This is a genomic window from Sediminibacterium sp. FW305-C-269, assembly GCF_058231045.1.
The window spans coordinates 408,314-426,315 of record NZ_JBIQXQ010000001.1 but is presented as its reverse complement, the minus strand read 5'-3'; the positions used below and the strand labels follow the sequence as shown (position 1 = coordinate 426,315).

The 18,002-nt window shown below is 46.4% G+C and carries 19 protein-coding genes; 4 read left to right on the top strand and 15 right to left on the bottom strand.

What is annotated here, in order from left to right:
- Positions 1–9 precede the first annotated feature (9 nt).
- The 3 genes from ACH3Y6_RS01785 to ACH3Y6_RS01775 form a co-directional block, all read right to left on the bottom strand.
- The gene (locus ACH3Y6_RS01785; RefSeq protein ID WP_490833853.1) at positions 10–897 is read right to left on the bottom strand and encodes a flavin reductase family protein; all 888 of its coding nucleotides are present in this window, start codon (positions 895–897) and stop codon (positions 10–12) included.
- 49 nt (positions 898–946) lie between these two features.
- On the bottom strand, positions 947–1,333 hold the full coding sequence (locus ACH3Y6_RS01780) for a GxxExxY protein (protein WP_490833852.1): 387 nt from the start codon (positions 1,331–1,333) through the stop codon (positions 947–949).
- Positions 1,334–1,458: 125 nt separating this feature from the next.
- A complete protein-coding gene (locus ACH3Y6_RS01775) occupies positions 1,459–2,463 on the bottom strand; it encodes a fumarylacetoacetate hydrolase family protein (protein WP_490833851.1) in 1,005 nt (334 codons plus the stop codon).
- Positions 2,464–2,551: 88 nt separating this feature from the next.
- Here ACH3Y6_RS01775 and ACH3Y6_RS01770 point away from each other — a divergent pair, with 88 nt between their 5' ends.
- Entirely contained in the window at positions 2,552–5,098 is a 2,547-nt protein-coding gene (locus ACH3Y6_RS01770; protein ID WP_490833850.1) for a bifunctional glycoside hydrolase family 9 protein/polysaccharide deacetylase, read from the top strand.
- Between the two features lie 49 nt (positions 5,099–5,147).
- Here the strand turns inward: ACH3Y6_RS01770 and ACH3Y6_RS01765 are convergent, their stop codons facing one another.
- The 7 genes from ACH3Y6_RS01765 to ACH3Y6_RS01735 all read right to left on the bottom strand — a co-directional run bounded on the left by ACH3Y6_RS01765 (position 5,148) and on the right by ACH3Y6_RS01735 (position 10,354).
- Entirely contained in the window at positions 5,148–5,429 is a 282-nt protein-coding gene (locus ACH3Y6_RS01765; protein ID WP_490833849.1) for a hypothetical protein, read from the bottom strand.
- An 88-nt stretch (positions 5,430–5,517) separates the two neighbouring features.
- Positions 5,518–6,303 carry a TIGR02757 family protein gene (locus ACH3Y6_RS01760; protein ID WP_490833848.1) on the bottom strand — a complete coding sequence of 262 codons (786 nt, stop codon included), beginning with the start codon at positions 6,301–6,303 and terminating at the stop codon, positions 5,518–5,520.
- An 88-nt stretch (positions 6,304–6,391) separates the two neighbouring features.
- Positions 6,392–7,045, bottom strand: a complete 654-nt coding sequence (locus ACH3Y6_RS01755) for a GIN domain-containing protein (protein WP_490833847.1) — start codon at positions 7,043–7,045, stop codon at positions 6,392–6,394.
- A gap of 188 nt (positions 7,046–7,233) precedes the next feature.
- Positions 7,234–7,980 (bottom strand): CPBP family intramembrane glutamic endopeptidase, encoded by a 747-nt coding sequence (locus tag ACH3Y6_RS01750; protein ID WP_490833846.1) that lies wholly within the window; start codon positions 7,978–7,980, stop codon positions 7,234–7,236.
- A 20-nt stretch (positions 7,981–8,000) separates the two neighbouring features.
- Entirely contained in the window at positions 8,001–9,140 is a 1,140-nt protein-coding gene (locus ACH3Y6_RS01745) for a cystathionine gamma-synthase (RefSeq protein WP_490833845.1), read from the bottom strand.
- A gap of 26 nt (positions 9,141–9,166) precedes the next feature.
- On the bottom strand, positions 9,167–9,733 hold the full coding sequence (locus ACH3Y6_RS01740) for a DUF2911 domain-containing protein (protein ID WP_490833844.1): 567 nt from the start codon (positions 9,731–9,733) through the stop codon (positions 9,167–9,169).
- A 27-nt stretch (positions 9,734–9,760) separates the two neighbouring features.
- On the bottom strand, positions 9,761–10,354 hold the full coding sequence (locus tag ACH3Y6_RS01735) for an acyl carrier protein phosphodiesterase (protein ID WP_490833843.1): 594 nt from the start codon (positions 10,352–10,354) through the stop codon (positions 9,761–9,763).
- 338 nt (positions 10,355–10,692) lie between these two features.
- Between ACH3Y6_RS01735 and ACH3Y6_RS01730 the strand changes: the two genes are divergently transcribed.
- Positions 10,693–11,136, top strand: coding sequence for a hypothetical protein (locus ACH3Y6_RS01730; protein ID WP_490833842.1), 444 nt, complete (start codon positions 10,693–10,695; stop codon positions 11,134–11,136).
- Positions 11,137–11,171: 35 nt separating this feature from the next.
- On the opposite strand, the gene ACH3Y6_RS01725 is transcribed toward ACH3Y6_RS01730, so the two are convergent.
- From ACH3Y6_RS01725 to ACH3Y6_RS01715, 3 genes are read right to left on the bottom strand one after another with little or no spacing between them, the layout of a single operon-like run.
- Entirely contained in the window at positions 11,172–11,948 is a 777-nt protein-coding gene (locus ACH3Y6_RS01725) for a polysaccharide deacetylase family protein (protein ID WP_490833841.1), read from the bottom strand.
- Positions 11,945–12,874 carry a glycosyltransferase family 2 protein gene (locus ACH3Y6_RS01720; RefSeq protein WP_490833840.1) on the bottom strand — a complete coding sequence of 310 codons (930 nt, stop codon included), beginning with the start codon at positions 12,872–12,874 and terminating at the stop codon, positions 11,945–11,947. Before ACH3Y6_RS01720 ends, ACH3Y6_RS01725 begins: the two co-directional genes overlap by 4 nt.
- Before the next feature lie 41 nt (positions 12,875–12,915).
- Positions 12,916–14,136, bottom strand: a complete 1,221-nt coding sequence (locus ACH3Y6_RS01715; RefSeq protein ID WP_490833839.1) for a glycosyltransferase family 87 protein — start codon at positions 14,134–14,136, stop codon at positions 12,916–12,918.
- Positions 14,137–14,258: 122 nt separating this feature from the next.
- Between ACH3Y6_RS01715 and ACH3Y6_RS01710 the strand changes: the two genes are divergently transcribed.
- A complete protein-coding gene (locus ACH3Y6_RS01710; RefSeq protein ID WP_490833838.1) occupies positions 14,259–15,233 on the top strand; it encodes a deoxyhypusine synthase family protein in 975 nt (324 codons plus the stop codon).
- A 178-nt stretch (positions 15,234–15,411) separates the two neighbouring features.
- The gene (locus ACH3Y6_RS01705) at positions 15,412–15,888 is read left to right on the top strand and encodes a hypothetical protein (RefSeq protein WP_490833837.1); all 477 of its coding nucleotides are present in this window, start codon (positions 15,412–15,414) and stop codon (positions 15,886–15,888) included.
- A gap of 76 nt (positions 15,889–15,964) precedes the next feature.
- Here ACH3Y6_RS01705 and ACH3Y6_RS01700 read toward each other — a convergent pair whose 3' ends face one another.
- Together ACH3Y6_RS01700 and rpiB are read right to left on the bottom strand one after the other, a co-directional pair.
- Positions 15,965–17,506, bottom strand: coding sequence for a M28 family peptidase (locus ACH3Y6_RS01700; RefSeq protein ID WP_490833836.1), 1,542 nt, complete (start codon positions 17,504–17,506; stop codon positions 15,965–15,967).
- Between the two features lie 11 nt (positions 17,507–17,517).
- The gene (gene rpiB / locus ACH3Y6_RS01695; RefSeq protein WP_490833835.1) at positions 17,518–17,973 is read right to left on the bottom strand and encodes a ribose 5-phosphate isomerase B; all 456 of its coding nucleotides are present in this window, start codon (positions 17,971–17,973) and stop codon (positions 17,518–17,520) included.
- Between the last annotated feature and the right edge of the window lie 29 nt (positions 17,974–18,002).

Below are 18,002 nucleotides of genomic sequence, written 5' to 3'. Positions count from 1 at the left end.
CACCATTCTTTAATCGTTGTCACCGGCCAGTAATACCTGCCAGGCTTCTGTGATTTTTCCTGAATCGAGCAGTTCGGCCGCATATTTATGCAATTCGTTTTCCATATCTGCCGGATTGATCGAAAAATACTGGATGATGTTCTTCAAACGCTCATCCTCAAAAGCCGGATTGATCTCGGGCAGTTCGTGAACATTTCCCAGTAGCCCCAGGTGATTACCCGTTAAAATAGCACTGTTACGGATACCCTTCGGTAATGCGTCTATACCTATGCCGAGCTGTGTATTGGGCTTGGGTACTTTGAACAGGTTGCTCTCATCCACTTTGCAATACCAGTCGCCGCCAAGCCGGGCCACCAGCTGCAGTTTCCGCTGGTCTATTTTTCCGTCATCGCCCAATATTTCAGGGTCAACATGCATGCACAATACTTCGGCAATAACCAGCTGTCCGGCACCGCCTTCTTCGCCCAGGCTTTTTACTTCGTTCACTTTACATTCCAGTTTGATCCTGGCTTCTTTTACCATAGGTGGTCTTACCATTGATGCGGTTTCTTTGGTAAAACCTGCTTTTACGAACTCGTCCACTCCTTTCGGAAATTCGCAGCTGGCGAGACTGGTTTGCTGTACCATATCGTAGTCAACGATATTGATCACACATTCCGGGACCTCCATTACATTCTGAAGTGTGTGTTTGGTGCTATTGTCACGCACCCTGCGGGCGGGAGAAAAGATAACGATAGGCGGTTGTGAGCTGAACAGGTTGAAGAAGCTGAAAGGACTCAGGTTTACATTTCCCTCTTTATCTATGGTGCTGGCAAAACAGATAGGCCTGGGTGCTACAGCATGGTTGAGCCATTGCTGTTTTTCGCCGGTGGTTATTTTTGAAAAATCTATAATCATAATCTTTATCCAACCGCGGAGAACGGGAGAGAGCGGAGTTTTCGCAGAGTTAGAAGCGATAAACCAATCTTCTGAATCCGTCCTTTAGCAGGGTTACGTTAAAGTTAATAAGATATCCAAGTCTTTTGTCGGCTAATTTCAAGTAGGTGATCAGTTGTGACGCAAATATCGGATTGATTACGTCCACTGATTTTATCTCGATGATGATTTCTTCTTTCACCAGAATATCCATTATGTATGATTTACCTAAAGGAACACCTTTATACATTAGTTCAACAGGCACCTGGGTTCGGATAGGAATATCTCTTAGTCTGAGTTCTTTTGCTAATGCCAGCTCATAAGCAGATTCCAGTAATCCCGGCCCCAACTCTCTATGAACGGCAATAGATGCATCCAGAATAACCCCTCCCAGCCGGTTCAATTCTTCTTTGGTCATATCTCTGCGTTTAACTCTGCTTCTCCCGTTCTCTGCGGTTAGCAGAGTCTGGTAACATGGCACGTTAAATTAAACGAAAGAGCCTCTATAAGAAACCTTATTTATACCCAGTATTTCTACTATTGTTATTTTTTCCTCTCCAAAATGGAGAAACTACTGTCTTCTGCCACAATGGTGTTGCTGAGTTTACCAATACCTTCTATCTCCATTTCTATGGTATCGCCTGCCTGTAGCCATTGCTCCACATAATCGGGATCATTCAATTTTCCGGTTCCGTTCAGTTCGAGAAAACAGCCTGTGCCAACGGTTCCGCTGCCAATCACATCGCCGGGGTGTATGTCTGTACCATAGGCGCAACGTTCAATGATCTCTGCAAAGGTCCAGTCCATATCACCCACATTACCGCTGCTTACCTGTATGCCATTTACCCGGCATTTCATAGGCAGGTTCCAGTTCTTGCCGGTATGCCCTTCTTTGCAGGGGATCTCATACTGCTGCAGTTCGTCCAGGGTAACGAGGCAGGGCCCTATCACAGTCGAAAAATCCTTTCCCTTGGCCGGTCCCAGGTTCAACAGCATTTCTTCCATTTGTAAACGTCGGGCGCTCATATCGTTCATGATCATCAGTCCGCCAATATACTGGTCGGCTTCTTCAGCAGGAATATTCCTGCCCTGCTTACAGATAACAATTGCAGCTTCCAGTTCAAAATCCAGTTTTTCAAAATGGTCCGGCATACAACGGATCTCACCGGGACCCTGTATGCTGTGGTGGTTGGTGAAATAAAAAATGGGATACTGGTCAAACTCGGGTATCATCTCCACTTTCCGGTTACGTCTTGCTGCTGCCACATGTTGCCGGAACGCATACCCATCCCGACAGGAAGTAGGGAATGGAACGGGTGCCAGCAGTGGTACCTCTTCCAAAGCAATGCCCTGCTCATTTCCAATTTTACCCGATTTGATCGCGGCATCCACTTTCTGTGCTATCGGGTACATATCTTCCCAGTAGTGCAGGAACATGTTCATGCTATTCGGCAGCTCGGGATGCAGTGCATCGCAGTCGAACAATAAGCCATCTACTAAAAATGCCAGTTGGTCGCGGCCATCGTTGAGGTAAGAAACCAATTTCATAAGCAAACAAAGATGAGCGACGAAATTAGGGCAAAAACCACAGCTAGAAACAGCCGTGATGACTATCTTTAATCAGAAATGTTGCTTTATGAAAAAATGGACATGGCTGCTTGCATTTATTTGCAGTACTGTAATAGCACAGGAAAGTTCCTGGATCCGTATCAACCAGTTGGGTTATCCCACCCAGGGCAGTAAAGTGGCCGTATGGGGCAGCAAGACAAATAAAATAATACCTGATTTTGAGGTAGTGGATGCTAAAACGGATAAAGTAGCGTATCGTTATACGGCTGGCAGGGCTTTCGGTGCTTATGGACCCTTTGTGCAAACCTATCGGCTGAAGTTCACAGATTTCACCAAGGCAGGTACCTATTACCTGCGGGTGGGAAAAACCCTGTCGCCGATATTCAGGATCGATGATGATGTGTACAAGGGTACCGCGGACTTTTGCCTGCGGTACATGCGGCAACAGCGTAGCGGATTCAATCCCTTTCTGAAAGACAGTTGCCATACGCATGATGGATATACCTTGTATGGGCCTATGAAAGACAGTACCCATATTGATGCTACCGGAGGATGGCACGATGCAAGTGATTATCTCCAATATACCACCACTTCTGCCAATGCTACCTGGCATTTGCTTTCTGCATACCGGGATTTTCCAGGTGTTTTTTCTGATACCAAACAAGCCAATGGACTGGAGGGTAAAAACGGAACGGCAGATGTGCTGGATGAAGCAAAATGGGGGCTTGACTGGTTGCTGAAAATGAACCCGAAAGATGACTGGATGTTCAATCAGTTAGGTGATGACCGTGATCATATGGGAATGCGCATACCCAAAGAAGATACTTTTTATAGCAAAGGTTTTGAGCGCCCGGTGTATTTTGTTAATGGAAAACCCCAGCAGCGTGGCAAATTTCTGAATGCCACTACGGGCGGAGCATCTACTGCCGGTAAGTTTGCGAGCACTTTTGCCTTGGCAGCGCAGGTGTTTAGATCCGCTTACCATAGTGATCGTGAATTGTCAGATATGTTTCTGCGTAAAGCGGAAGCAGCTTATCGATATGGAACCCGTATGCCCGGTGTTGCACAAACAGCATCGGTACGGTCGCCGTATATTTATGCAGAAGGCAATTGGGTAGACGATATGGAACTGGCTGCGGCAGAGCTGGCATATGCGGGCAGGAGCAATTTTAAAAATTATGCAGATCTGGTGCAACAGGGTTTTGCTTTTGCAAAGCAGGAACCCGTTACTCCCTGGTTAGGGAAAGATACAGCCCATCATTATCAATGGTATCCTTTTGTGAATGCAGGGCATAACAAACTGATCAGAACAGCTGCAATGGCCGATGGTTTTGAGAAGATAGGGGATACACTGAAGCTTTTCTATAAACAGGGAATTGAACAGGTTTGGGATAAGGCAAAGAACAATGCATTCTATAGGGGAGTGCCGTTTATCTGGTGCAGTAATAACCTGACGGTTTCTTTTGCTATCCAATGTTTGTGGTATGCGCAGTTAACCGGTGATCAACAGTTTGCAGAACTGGAGCAGGCCAATATCGATTGGCTATTCGGATGTAATCCCTGGGGAACCAGTATGGTGTATGGATTACCGGCCAACGGTGATACACCTGTAGACCCACATTCGGCTTTCACACATATCGGGAATTATCCTATTGATGGTGGTTTGGTGGATGGACCGGTTTACACGGCTATTTATAAAAACCTGATCGGCATCCAGTTAAAAGACCCCGACGAATACGCCGATTTTCAAAGTGACCTGGCAGTCTATCATGATGACTACGGCGATTACAGTACCAACGAACCCACCATGGATGGAACGGCTTCGCTGATCTATTTGCTGGCGGCCAGAGAGGATGCCTATAATGCAAAACAATGCGTAAAATGGCAGGGAGTGAATCCTTTCGGATCAGGTAAAACTTTTTCGCAGGGTGCCATTATCCGGGCTGATACCACTGCAAAGCAGGTTGCATTGGTTTTCACCGGGGATGAATTCGGTGAGGGGCTGTCAACCATCATGCATACACTGGAGAAACAACAGGTAAAAGCCAGCTTCTATTTTACCGGAAGATTTTATCGGAATAAGCATTACCAACCTGCTGTTAAAAGACTCTATCAGCAAAAACATTTACTGGGACCACATTCAGACCAGCATCTCCTGTATAACGATTGGAGTAAGCGGGATAAGATCCTGGTAAGCCGTGATTCGCTGGAAGCTGATTACAGCAACAATCTCAAAGCCATGCAACAACTGGGTATCAGGCAGCTGCCCGGAAAACAACTGTTTATACCACCCTACGAATGGTGGAACAAAGAGATCGCCGGATGGTTTGGTACCCAAAATGTGCAGCTTTTCAGCTTCACTCCCGGCATCACCAGCAATGCAGATTATACCTGGCCGGAAATGGGTAAGGCTTATAAAACCAGTGAACAGATTATGACCACGATCAAACAGCTGGCGGATAAACCGGGCGGATTGAATGGTGTTATCCTGTTGCTGCATGTGGGAACGGACCCGCGTCGTAAAGACAAACTCTATCATCGTCTTGATGAGCTGATCATGTATGTAAAAAAGCAGGGCTATACGTTCAAACGGATCGATGCCTTATTGAAATAATCCTGCGTAACCTCCCCGCTCTCTGCGGCTTCGCGGTGAAAATAGGGTCTCACCATTTTTCATCTTCCGGAATATCATCCTGCTGCTTGAATAGTTGTTTGTTTTTCTCTCTCTGAGCGATCCGTTCCAGGATCAGTTGGGCGATCATTTCGCCGGCATCCCTGGTGGGATGCTCCAATAACACCGACCTGAGTTTTGCCTCACTCACATCCAGCCTGTACAAAAGCTGAACCAGCCGGGAAAAATCCTTATCGATCAGTTGATGGATGAATTCGGCCAGTTGTTCCGGCCCCAGGTCTTCCAGATTAAGGAGTTCATTGTCGGTAGACATACTTCTCTAAAGATACTAAACCCACATGTAAACGCAGTACAGTGAAATGATGGCCGGTTCTCCTCCTGCTCCGTTATTGTGTATCTAATCAATATTTTTCCATCACACCCAGTCCGAATAAGGCAAAATCATATTTCACCGGATCGTTGGGGTCCAGCGTACGCAGGTAGTTGGTCAGCTCTACAGCGGCCTGCCAGTCGATCTGTTTGCGGTCCAGTAATCCAAAACGTTTGGCCACCCTGGCTACGTGCAGGTCAATAGGACAGATCAGGTCTGCCGGCCTGATCTTTTTCCAGATCCCGAAATCAACGCCCAGCCGGTCTTTGCGCACCATCCAGCGCAGGTACATGTTCAATCTTTTACAGGTGGAGCTTTTATAGGGTGTGGCAATATGTTTCCGGGTGCGGTTGGGTACATGTTCCAGAGAGAAAAAATAGTTGTGGAAATGGATGAGCGTCCGCTCAATACTGTTTTCCGCTTTCCCAGGCACAAAAGCTTCTTCCAGGCTGCTGTGACGGGAGTAATGGTATTGCAGGAAAGTAACAAAATATAACAGGTCCGTACTGTTGAAAGTGCGGTGTTTGAATGAGGTCAGTGATTGAAGCTCTTTGGCACTATGGTGCAGGCAGAAATCATAAGGAGCCTGATCCATCAGCTGCATCAGTTCGCGCGATTTATTGATGATGGTAGTCCGGTTACCCCAGGCAAACACTGCAGCGAATAAACCCGCTATTTCAATATCCTGTTTCCGGGTGAACAGGTGTGGTATGCAAACAGGATCATCTTTGATGAATTCGGGGCGATTGTACTGACGCACTTTCTCATCAAAGAAATCTTTCAGTGAACGACCGCTGGGTACTGCTGGTGACTGCATATGCAAACTTACCCAAAACCACAACGCGGAAATATAACAGAAAGACCTCCCGCAGGGCAGGAGGCTTTCCTTTTCTCACCACGTATGTTTATTTTCTGCGGATCCTGCCCGTGCCGCTTACCAGGGTATTGGTAATGGCCGGCCGGCCCCAGTAATCAATATTCCCTGATCCGTAAATAAAGGCACTGATTTTCTGTGAACAGGTGATCTCTATGTTCCCTGATCCAAAGATCTCGGTATTGGCTTCCAGAGCAGTGCATCCCAGTCCATAAATATTACCAGTCCCGTTCACTTTCAACTCTACCCGTAAGAAGGAAGAATTGGCGATCGTAATATTTCCCGATCCGTTAACAGAGCCCGCGAGATAGGGTTTATTGAAGAAGTTACTGATATTGATCTGCCCGGAACCATTGCTCCTGACCAATTGTATATCCGGCACCACTAGGGTAACCCTGATATTGTTCTTACGAACCCTGTAATAAGGATCCTTGAAGCGTAATACAAGGTTCCCGTTATTTACTTCGGTAAGGAAGAGGGGAACAAGGTTTTCGTAACCGCTTACCGTAACTACCTGCACATTACCCTGAATGATATCGACTATCGCCGTTCCTTCCAGCTGTACACTGCTGATAGCATCTATAGAACGTGTTTCTGTAATGGATTCACCATGACCGCGGATGCTTTTGGTACAGGAGTTGAACAGGAGAGAACATAAGAACAGAACAGGAGCCCATTGCTTCATCGTATTACTTTTATGAAAGCAAAAATGAGTTCTGTGCCCTGAACTATTTTTTGAGAATCAGTAAACGGTTCATTTTAGATGATGAACAGCCGATAATAAGGATAAGTGTAAATCTTTTATAATGCTTGCTGGTATTGTGTTTTAAAAGAATCACATGTTTATGTGATAAATAATCAGTGCCTGTTTTATTAAACAGATTTCTCTTTTTTAGTGATGAGCCAGGTAATGGGAATCAATACAATAAGAAACATGAGGTACAATAGTTGCCCGGAAAATTTGCCATGTCCGTTAACGGTATGCATAACACTATGTGTGGTATGGTATACGATATTACCAGCCCAGTGTAAACCCAGTGTCAGCCAGATATTGCCCGTTCTGACCATCGCCAACATGAGGAAAATACCAATGATGAGGATATACGACCAGAATGCCGGTCCTTCAGAGAGGCGATAAATATGATTGCCGAGATAAACCAGAGAAGACAAACCGATTAACACATAACGGTTCATTTTCCCGTTAAAAAAACGATAGAGGTAACCACGTGTTAACACATCTTCAGACAAGGAAGAGAAAAAAGTGCCAAAGGCAAACAACAGGAACTGTGAAATAAAAACGGAGGCGGGTGGTATTTCTTTGATCCTGTCTATATCCAGTGTAAAACTGGTTAAAGTAAACAGGATATAGACGATGATTCCCACGGCAAGCCCGGTTCCCAGCTGGTCCCAGGTTTTTTTCTCCAATACCATTCCCCAGGCAGCTAAACCGGGCAGTCCCTGCCATTTGGCTACCAGCCAGGCCACCACAAAAAATACGATACTGAGGCTGAGAAAACCTGCGGGACTGTTCTGAAACAGCATCATATATTCTGCAGCATGATAACAGGCGAACAGTGCAATAAAACCCAGCAAAGCTTTGGCAGCAGCAATTTTTCTCATGGTGTGTATTTGCGAGTCGGTTAACCGATGGCCTGGTTCAGGTCTTCGATCAGGTCTTCCACATCTTCAATACCCACACTTAACCTGATCAGGCTGTCTGTTAAACCATTTTTGATGCGTTCCTCCCTGGGGATCGATGCATGTGTCATAGATGCGGGGTGATTGATGAGTGATTCTACGCCACCGAGACTTTCAGCCAGGGCAAATACTTTGGTAGAAGATAATACGCGTTTGGCATTCTCCACGCTGTCATCTTTCAGTGTAAAACTCATCATACCACCAAAACCGCGCATCTGTTTTTTGGCAATAGCATGGTTATGATGGTCTTCAAAACCGCACCAGTAAACCCTTCCCACTTTGGGATGGTTGCGCAGGAAGTGGGCCACTTTTTCGCCATTTTCGCAATGGCGCTGCATACGTACATGCAGGGTTTTGATGCCGCGCAGTACCAGGAAACAATCCATCGGTCCGGGTACGGCACCGCAGCTTTTTTGGATGAAATACAGCTGCTCGCGTAATGCCGCATCGTTCATCACCAGGCAGCCCTGAATCACATCACTGTGACCGCCGAGGTATTTGGTAGCAGAATGCATCACAATATCTGCACCCAGGTCAAGCGGGTTCTGCAGGTAAGGTGAGGCAAAGGTATTGTCTACACAAAGGATAGCTTTGGCTTCTTTGGCGATCTCAGAAACGGCTGCGATATCCGTGATATTCATCAACGGGTTCGTAGGAGTCTCTATCCAGAGCAGTTTGGTTTTGGCTGAAATGGCTTTGCGAATCTGGTTCACATCGGTTGTATCTACATACGTGAACTGTATCCCGTACTTGGCAAAAATTTTAGTGAACAGGCGATAGGTACCGCCATACATGTCATTGGCACAGATCACTTCATCGCCGGGGGATAACAGTTTGATCACCGCATCGGTAGCTGCCACACCGCTGCCGAATGCCAGGCCGAATTTGCCGTTCTCGATCTGCGCATAGGCATCTTCCAGTGCTTTTCGGGTTGGGTTCTGGCTGCGGGCATATTCGTAGCCTTTGTTCACACCCGGTGCTTCCTGCACATAGGTGGAAGTCTGGTATATCGGGGTCATGATGGCACCGGTAGATGGGTCGGGTTCTGTTCCGGCATGTATGTATTTGGTAGCGAGTTTCATAATATCAGGTTCTTAGAATGAAGAAGTTATTTTGGCTGTATGGTAATCGGTAAGCTGGCTTTCAGGTCATCCCAGAGAAAAACCAGGTTAGCGCTGTTCTTGCCATCTTCGAAATACATCGTGAATGCTTCCACGGTATCGGTGTTTTTCTCAATATCGATATCTGTGCGCAGCACGTCCTTTTTACTGTCGTAAGTGTATCCCCCCCAGCTGTAATTATCCCGGTTCACAATGATGGTCCATTTGCTTTCGGAGGGGATGCAGTATAAAGTATAACGTCCTTTGGCAATGGATTTGCCAGCGATTTTTACATTGCTGAAAAATTCGATCTCGGTAGCTTCATTGGCACCCAGGCGCCAGAGTTCATTGTATTTGAGGATGCCGCCAAAGATGTTCCGTCCATTTTTCAGGGGGCGACCATATAATACGCGTGCCACCGGTAAGGCGCCGGCTTTGCCGCTCATTTTCAGTAAGGGGTAGTTATTGGGCCAATAGCTCATATCCATTGGCGACTTATCCAGTTCGGTCGGTTTGGGTTGTGCCTGGGTCGTGGTCAACAGCAGCAGGCATGCCAGGCTAAAGAATAGTTTCATGTAAATGGATTTTTTCAAAGATAAATGCTATTGGGATAGTAACTCGCTGAAATGTGCGGAAGCCAATGATTTAACATCCGGGAAGAAGGCAGCATATAGTTTTTCCAGTTCCGCATATTCTTTCCTGAATACACGGAAAGCTTCAGAAGCATCATCCAGGTAGGCGGCTCTGCGTACCAGTCCCCCAAAACTTTTTTCAATACCATATTCCGATCGGTAATGGTATAACCAGTTCTGGGTACGCATATAGGGTAACATGCCGGCAAATTTTTCGGGTAACAGGTGATGATGAGCAGTCAATTGTGCATATACCTGTTCTGCAAAAAGCTGTAATTCCGGTTCGGCCAGTTCCGATTCGTCTTTTGCCAGGAAATGATCATACACCACGTCGATAAATGCGCCGGCATAGGCGCCTACCGCCGGTTTCATAATGGCTTTCGCCTCCCGGGTGGCAGGGTGCTGATCGGTATAGCTGTCGATAAGCCTGTGCAGCCGGATGCCTTTTTGTATGGTATCGGGGTATTCGTATTGTTTTTTACCCTTTACAAAATCGCTGATCATATTGCCCACAAGTATGCCCGGATCGTTGAAGGAGAGATATGCGTGGGCGAGGTAGTTCATGATTCAATGAGTGAATGAGTGAATGAGTGAATGAGTGAATGAGTGAATGAACACTTTATGTGGTAAAGTTCCTTCATTTCGCGCCACTTTTCAAAATTAACCCGTTGGTAACGGCTTTTGTGATTTTGTTAAGAAATGTGCTCAAATGCTTAGCAGGACTACATTCTGTAGTACCTGGCTCAATTGATCAGGACCGTTCATCTGCCGTTCGTACCAATTTGCCGGAGGGATACCTGCTCTCGTCACAATTCGCTAAAACCGGCAACCTGGCTTTCTACATTTGATTTGTCAAACAGAAATGACAACAGCCAATCATTAAAAAACCGAAAACAAAAACTATGAAAAAATTATTCATCGCTGCCCTGTTCGTGGTGGTAGCAGGAAGCACCGCTTTTGCGGCAGATGTAACCACCAGATTGAACTACAAGGTGAAAAGCAATTTTGAATCACGTTTTCATGGCGCGCAGAATGTGGTATGGAGCGCTACGAATGCTTATCTGAAAGCCAGCTTCAGTATTGCTGATGAGAATGTAGAAGCATTCTTTGATGGACAGGGCGACCTTATAGGACTGACCCGTAAAGTGGACCTGAAAAAACTTCCCCTGAATGCGATCCAGAAAATCAAAAAAGAATATGCTTCTTACCGGGTAAAGGAAGCCCTCGAGTTTGACAGGGATGGCGATAAATCTTATTTCCTTTCGCTGGAAGATGGTACTAAAAAACAGATCCTGGAAGTGTCACTGTATGGCGCTGTTTCTAAATTCAAAGGATTCGAAAAATAAGTACAGGTTAGGTTGCAAAAATCACGGAGGCCCTGCTATTGAGGGGCTTTCTGTTTTACAAAATCATGCATTGAAATGAAGTCGCCTTCTTTTTTCAGGTCTTTGACCAATTGCTGTAAACGATTCAGTAAAACCAGGCCATGGTGTTTTTTGGTAAAACCCGGTAACCCATAATTGCCGATATCGGTGAACTCCCATGGATGGAAATAGAGGCAGATATAGCCATCTTTTCGCAGTGTCTGTACACTCAGCTGTTTAAAAACGGCATAGGGCAGGTTCTTAAAACTCAGCCAGAAAAGCGGGATGCGCAACAGGGGCGATACGGAAGCCGGCACACGTATCATTCCTTCATCCAGATAAAGGGTACGGGGCAGGTGCAGGTTATTGTACCTGCCGGGTAACCAGGTAGGGTTAACAGATGAATCATAGAGGTAACCTGCTTTTTTTACTTCCTGCATGGACACTTTGCGCATGCGGGGCATACGCAGTCCTGTTATGTTCTGGCCACTGATCTCTTCCAGTTTCTGTCTGGATAATAGCAGGTGTTCGTCTGTAAAATCAGAATGATAAAAAGTATGCGAAGCGATCTCATGCTGCTGCGCCAGTTGCCTGATAGCAGCCGGGTAATGCATGGCAAAGTTGGCCGTAGTGAACAGCGTACTGGTAATGGCCGGATCTGACAGTACGGGCGCAATGGCATCCAGTCCCTGTTTACCAACGCGCATCTGTTCTTCGGCACTGATGGGGAAGTTGTATTCCAGTGGCATGTCGAATTCTTCCACGTCGAAACTCAGGAGCACAAAACGGTTCATGCCGGAAGATTTGATTCTTTTACAATGTAATGTGGCCTTTGTTTGCCCTGCATGAACAGTTTACCCAGGTACATTCCGATGATACCGAGGATCATCAATTGTAATCCCCCGAAGAAAGCAATGGTGGCGATCATGGAGCTCCAACCGGAGATCGGGTGGCCGAAATAATAACTGTATACAATGTAAGGGATGTACAACAGCGAAGCCAGCGAGAACAGGAAACCAAGATAGGCTGCAATATACAGTGGCCTGGTACTGAAAGACGTGATACCCTGTAAGGCAAAACGGATCATCCGCTTTACGGTATATTTTGATTTGCCCTGTGTTCTTTGAGCAGGATCATATTCCAGTCCCAGCTGTTTAAAGCCCATCCATTTTACCAGGCCACGCATGAACAGATCGGTTTCCTTGAATGCGCGGAACACTTCCACCACTTTGCGGTCCATTAAACGGAAATCGGCTGTGCCGGGCTCCAGTTCTATATCGGATAGGTTATTGATGAGATCGTAGAACATATTGGATGTTTTACGTTTCATCAATGGCATTTCTTTATGGTCTTTGCGGATGGTGTATACAATGTCATAACCTGCTTCCCATTGTTTGATCATATCCGGTATCAGCTCTGGTGGGTGCTGCATGTCACCGTCCATCATGATCACCGCATCGGCATCCACCATATCCAGCCCGGCTTTTAAAGCGTTCTGATGACCGAAGTTGCGCGACAGTGAGATGAAGAAAACATTGGGGTGAAGGGCAGCCAGCTGTTTTAGTTCTTTCAGCGTGCCATCGGTGCTGCCATCGTCTATAAAAGTGATGTCGTACAGGTAGGGCAGGCTGGCAAAAGTCATCTGCAATGCGCTGGTGATCACACTTACATTGGCCTCTTCATTGCAGGCAGGAATAACTATGGAGATCCGTTTTTTCATCAGCTAACGGCTAAAGGGTTTCATGCGTAGGCAAAATACAATTATTTCTGCAGTTCCTGTGTTTGTGTTGCAGTTCCGGCAGGCAGCACTGTACCTGCAAAATCTTTTCGCAACAGCTGGTAAACGATCACACACCAGGCAGTAAAACAAGGCAGCGCCTTCAGAGAATAGGGCAAAATGATATTCCGTCTTACATAAGGTGGAAACAGGTCTGTTGCCGACAGGCTTGTGAGCAGGATCACAAACAGGAGCAAGGCGTTCATCCATTTCTTGCGGGGCTCTTCCTGTATGCTGTACCACAAAGCAATACCGGTTACCGCCAGCACGAATGTGGAAGATTCTGCCGAAGAGCTGAAGATCACTGCGCCGATCAGCAGCAGGCACAGGTAGCTCATCCGGAACGTTGCATACCGGTATTGGCTGATCCGTAAAAAAGGCAATGCGTAAAACAGGGCGGCAGGACCGATAACAAAGTAATTCTTCACCTGTACATGCCCCATGCGGCGGATCATACCCATCACCGAAATATCCTGCATCAGGTTTTCACCGGCGAGGTTCACATTCTCGGCATTCTTTTGTATAAGGGACTGGAGCCAGTCCTTATAGGATTGAATGATGAATTCCGGAGAAGACAGCAACATTGGCAAACAGAACAGAACCACTCCCCAGAAAACCAAAGAAAGCAGGAAGCGCAATTTATGTTTTGAGAACAGGAAAAATGCCACACCCACAATGCCATACAATTTTATAAAGAACCCGGCCATAATACATAAAGCTGCCCATCCGTCTTTTTCTTTTTCTACCAACACATAACTTAACAGGATCCACCCGGTGAGCATGGGGTTGAACTGTACGTTGTGTATGGCGGTCATCATTTCCACCAGCCCGATCAGTAAGATGAGCAGCTCCTGTTTTTTGCTCAGTTGTAATTGTTGGATGGCGTAGAACAGGACCCCGGCATTGGCCAGGCACCAGAGAAAACAACCCAGCCATACCGGCAAAAGGGCAAAGGGTGCTATCAGTATGCTGAAAAGCGGTCCGTAATGGTTAGAGTCCAGGTATTCGCCGGGATACTGCAGGTACAAATGTTTTTGTGCCAGTGTGTGCTCAAAGACCCCCTTGAAAATATAGTAGTTGTTGATGGCTTCCTGTCCGCGACTGATCTCGGCAATGGCGGCCAGTATGGCCAAAAAAAACCAGGCAAATACCGGCAGGGGTATGCGCAGGCTACCAATTGTTATGGATCTGTTCAGTAAATGCATGCAAGGGGTCAGGTGCAAAAATATCGGTAAGATCCCGGTACGGAAAAATAAATATTGCCCAACCTTCTATTCCGGCAAAAAACCGGTCAAAAAAATTACTTTTGCCCCCTAAATCAAGAACCATGAGTAAAGGACCTGTTTCGCAGTTTATCCAGCACCATTATAGGCATTTTAATGCCGCCGCATTGATCGATGCAGCCAAAGGATACGAGACCCACCTGCTGGAAGGGGGCAAAATGCTGGTAAGTCTGGCCGGTGCCATGAGTACCGCAGAACTGGGCATCAGCCTGGCCGAAATGATCCGCCAGGATAAAGTGGCCATCATCAGCTGTACCGGCGCCAACCTGGAAGAAGACATCATGAACCTGGTGGCACATAGCCACTACAAACGTGTTCCCAACTACCGTGATCTGAGTCCGCAGGAAGAATGGGACCTGTTGGAGAACCATTATAACCGTGTTACTGATACCTGTATTCCTGAAGAAGAGGCATTCAGAAGGTTGCAGCAGCATATCCATAAGATCTGGTCAGAAGCCGATGCCAAAGGAGAAAGATATTTTCCGCATGAGTACATGTACAAAATGCTGCTGAGCGGCGTATTGGAACAATACTATGAGATCGACCCCAGGAACAGCTGGATGCTGGCTGCCGCAGAAAAGAACCTGCCGATCGTGGTTCCGGGTTGGGAAGACAGTACCATGGGTAATATTTTCGCTTCCTATGTGATCAAGAATGAACTGAAAGCCAGCACGATGAAAAGCGGTATCGAATACATGGTATGGCTGGCCGACTGGTACCGCCAGAACAGCGGTGGTAAAGGAGTAGGTTTCTTCCAGATCGGCGGTGGAATTGCCGGCGACTTCCCCATTTGCGTGGTGCCCATGATGTACCAGGACCTGGAATGGCATGATGTGCCTTTCTGGAGTTATTTCTGCCAGATCAGTGATTCTACCACTTCTTATGGTTCCTACTCAGGTGCGGTTCCCAATGAAAAGATCACCTGGGGTAAACTGGATATCCATACGCCCAAATTCATTGTAGAGAGTGATGCCACCATCGTGGTGCCATTGATCTTTGCTTACCTGCTGGGTTGGTAATAAGAAAGAATTAGGAAACGTCATTTCGGATGGGATGCGGGTAACTACCTAAGCTATCCTTTTTTCGGAATGACGTTTTTATTGGATATATCTCTATAACAAAAAAACAACAAAGAGATCCCAGGTTTCCCCGCAATCCTCCTTATCTTTCTTTTCTTAATCATTTACAAACCATTTCATGAAAAAAATTATCCTGCTTGGATTCAGCTTAGTATTCTTTTTCCAGATCCAGGCACAAACCAAACTAACTAAAGCCAATGTAATTGGTAAATGGAACGTGTCTGCAGTAGAGATGACAGGTATGTTCTTTTACAGTATCGATAAAGATTCACTTGCTTTTGGCGAGATGATGAAAGCACAGGTAAAAGACGAGCAACAACTGGCATCCATCACCGCTATGATGAAACCGCAGCTCAGCATATTCAATAATGTGGCTTTCATCTTCAAGGAAGACGGTACGGCAGAGCTGGGTACGGGCATGGAAATGGCAGAGTCGGCCACGTACAAAGTGGATGAGGCCAATTCCACCATCATCACCACCGATAAGAACCAGAAAGAAGATGTGTTGAAAGCGGATTTTAAGGAAGACAAACTCCGCATCACTGTTAAACAGCCACAGGGTGAGATATTGATGGTGTTGAAAAAAGCAAAATAAGTACCTCCCTGTTTATAAAAAGCGAAGCCGCATCATTCCGATGCGGCTTCGCTTTTTTATGATATTTCTGCGTTTATTATCTCGCAGGCATGGTCAATGGAATGTCTCTTTTCAGCATGGTATCGCGGTTGGCAATTACCCAGGCAGTATGGAATACCAGTTGGGTACGTTTTTCCATGATGCCGAACTGGATCTTGTCTACGGTGTCGGTGGGTTTATGGTAATCAGCACCCAGCATACCATCGTAGAAGAACAGGATGGGAACACCTTTGCGGGCAAAATTGTAATGGTCGCTGCGGTAGTAGATCCTGTTACGGTCGTTGGGATCATCGTATTTGTAATCCAATGCAATGTTCACGTATTGTTTGTTCACGCCTTCATTGATCGGGGCCAGATCAGAACTTAATTTGTCGTGACCGATCACATAAATATAGTTCAGTGTATCCCCTTTGCGTGAAGAGTCACCTCTTCCGATCATATCGGTGTTTAGGTCAACAGATATTTTGGCCATATCTACCGTTGGGTGTTCTGAGTAGTAAGCAGAGCCTATTAACCCTTTTTCTTCACCACTGACCGTCATGAAGACCATCGTTCTGCGGGGTTTGTTCCCTTTTTTGGCGGCTGCAGCAAAGGCTTCTGCCATTTGCATTACGCCTACAGTACCTGAACCGTCATCATCGGCACCATAGAAGATGGTATTACCCTGTTTGCCCAGGTGGTCGTAGTGGCCGGTCAGGAATACGTATTCATCTTTTTTATCGGTTCCGGGTAATACACCGATCACATTACTGCTTTCCAGTGTTTCTGTATTCTTAATAGCGCTAATGGCTACTTCAGATACATAGTTTCCTTTGGGGGTATTTTTCAATTCAGCCTGAGAAATTTTGGTGGTTCTTCCCAATAAAGCGGCGGCAACTTCCTCAGAAATAGTAGCTACCACAAAATGGTTGGTAGCCGCAGCAGTAGTAGGTTTAGTGATGTACAAACGTCCCTTGATAGAAGTAGGATATTTGCGAGGGAAATCTGCTGAAATTATCAATATTCCTGCAGCGCCATTTTTGCGAGCAGCATTTATTTTGGCCGCAGAAGGACCTCCGAAGTTGCGTCCGGCAACAGGTGCAGCTGTTAAGCCTCCATCCATTACGAGTACGAGCTTACCTTGTACATTGAGGCCCTCATAATCGTTAACATTGGTGGCAGAATCTACATTGCCATAGCCTGCAAATACAACACTGTTATAATTCCAGTTGCCAGTAGAGATTGCCTGCATACTGAACATGAAATCTTTATCCCATTCATAGGATTTACCATTTATGCGGAATTTCTTTTCGCTTAGCACTTCCTCATAAACAGGGTATAATTGCTGGTAACTATCGCCATTGCCTGGTTTCAGGCCGATCTTTTTGAAATGGTCTTCAATAAATGCAGCGGCTTTTTTCTGGCCCGGGGAAGCGGTTTCACGGCCTTCCATTTCGGGTCCGGCCAGGATGGTCAGTTTTTCTTGTAATCCTTGTTGGGTGATCAGTGCGGCATATTTAGCGGCAACATCATCCCCTTTCTGCGCCATTGCCAGTGTTGCGGCAAACGGCAGGCAGAGCAGTAGCAGTTTTTTCATCATGTATGGTTTGGTTAAGAGCAAGCGATCTTACCTACGCGGGTGGCGTGGCGTCCACCTTCAAATTCGGTGGTCATAAATAATTCCAGCATCTGTTCCGCCAGCGCCAGTGATACAAAACGGGCGGGGATACAGATCATATTGGCATCGTTGTGTTTGCGTACCAGCAATGCCACATCATTCTGCCAGCACAGGCCCGCACGGATCTTCTGGTGTTTGTTGGCGCTTATAGCCACCCCATTGGCACTGCCGCAAAGCAGGATACCGAAAGAGGTCTCACCGATCTCAACACTGCTGGCCGTAGGATGGGCGAAATCGGGATAGTCAACCGAGTCGGCAGAATAGGTGCCAAAATCCTTTACCTGGAAACCTTTATCGGTCAACCATTTTACAAGGGCTGTTTTGTACTCAAAGCCGGCATGGTCGCAACCAATGGCGATGGGTTTGGAGGGGTCAAAAACGAAATTCATATGTGTTGATTAGGGCAGCTAAGTTAACG

What these genes read in the sequence shown, in the direction of transcription:
- ACH3Y6_RS01785 (WP_490833853.1), bottom strand. Translation starts at nt 897, where the DNA reads ATGATTATAGATTTTTCAAAAATAACCACCGGCGAAAAACAGCAATGG.
- ACH3Y6_RS01780 (WP_490833852.1), bottom strand. Translation starts at nt 1,333, where the DNA reads ATGACCAAAGAAGAATTGAACCGGCTGGGAGGGGTTATTCTGGATGCA.
- ACH3Y6_RS01775 (WP_490833851.1), bottom strand. Translation starts at nt 2,463, where the DNA reads ATGAAATTGGTTTCTTACCTCAACGATGGCCGCGACCAACTGGCATTT.
- ACH3Y6_RS01770 (WP_490833850.1), top strand. Translation starts at nt 2,552, where the DNA reads ATGAAAAAATGGACATGGCTGCTTGCATTTATTTGCAGTACTGTAATA.
- ACH3Y6_RS01765 (WP_490833849.1), bottom strand. Translation starts at nt 5,429, where the DNA reads ATGTCTACCGACAATGAACTCCTTAATCTGGAAGACCTGGGGCCGGAA.
- ACH3Y6_RS01760 (WP_490833848.1), bottom strand. Translation starts at nt 6,303, where the DNA reads ATGCAGTCACCAGCAGTACCCAGCGGTCGTTCACTGAAAGATTTCTTT.
- ACH3Y6_RS01755 (WP_490833847.1), bottom strand. Translation starts at nt 7,045, where the DNA reads ATGAAGCAATGGGCTCCTGTTCTGTTCTTATGTTCTCTCCTGTTCAAC.
- ACH3Y6_RS01750 (WP_490833846.1), bottom strand. Translation starts at nt 7,980, where the DNA reads ATGAGAAAAATTGCTGCTGCCAAAGCTTTGCTGGGTTTTATTGCACTG.
- ACH3Y6_RS01745 (WP_490833845.1), bottom strand. Translation starts at nt 9,140, where the DNA reads ATGAAACTCGCTACCAAATACATACATGCCGGAACAGAACCCGACCCA.
- ACH3Y6_RS01740 (WP_490833844.1), bottom strand. Translation starts at nt 9,733, where the DNA reads ATGAAACTATTCTTTAGCCTGGCATGCCTGCTGCTGTTGACCACGACC.
- ACH3Y6_RS01735 (WP_490833843.1), bottom strand. Translation starts at nt 10,354, where the DNA reads ATGAACTACCTCGCCCACGCATATCTCTCCTTCAACGATCCGGGCATA.
- ACH3Y6_RS01730 (WP_490833842.1), top strand. Translation starts at nt 10,693, where the DNA reads ATGAAAAAATTATTCATCGCTGCCCTGTTCGTGGTGGTAGCAGGAAGC.
- ACH3Y6_RS01725 (WP_490833841.1), bottom strand. Translation starts at nt 11,948, where the DNA reads ATGAACCGTTTTGTGCTCCTGAGTTTCGACGTGGAAGAATTCGACATG.
- ACH3Y6_RS01720 (WP_490833840.1), bottom strand. Translation starts at nt 12,874, where the DNA reads ATGAAAAAACGGATCTCCATAGTTATTCCTGCCTGCAATGAAGAGGCC.
- ACH3Y6_RS01715 (WP_490833839.1), bottom strand. Translation starts at nt 14,136, where the DNA reads ATGCATTTACTGAACAGATCCATAACAATTGGTAGCCTGCGCATACCC.
- ACH3Y6_RS01710 (WP_490833838.1), top strand. Translation starts at nt 14,259, where the DNA reads ATGAGTAAAGGACCTGTTTCGCAGTTTATCCAGCACCATTATAGGCAT.
- ACH3Y6_RS01705 (WP_490833837.1), top strand. Translation starts at nt 15,412, where the DNA reads ATGAAAAAAATTATCCTGCTTGGATTCAGCTTAGTATTCTTTTTCCAG.
- ACH3Y6_RS01700 (WP_490833836.1), bottom strand. Translation starts at nt 17,506, where the DNA reads ATGATGAAAAAACTGCTACTGCTCTGCCTGCCGTTTGCCGCAACACTG.
- rpiB (WP_490833835.1), bottom strand. Translation starts at nt 17,973, where the DNA reads ATGAATTTCGTTTTTGACCCCTCCAAACCCATCGCCATTGGTTGCGAC.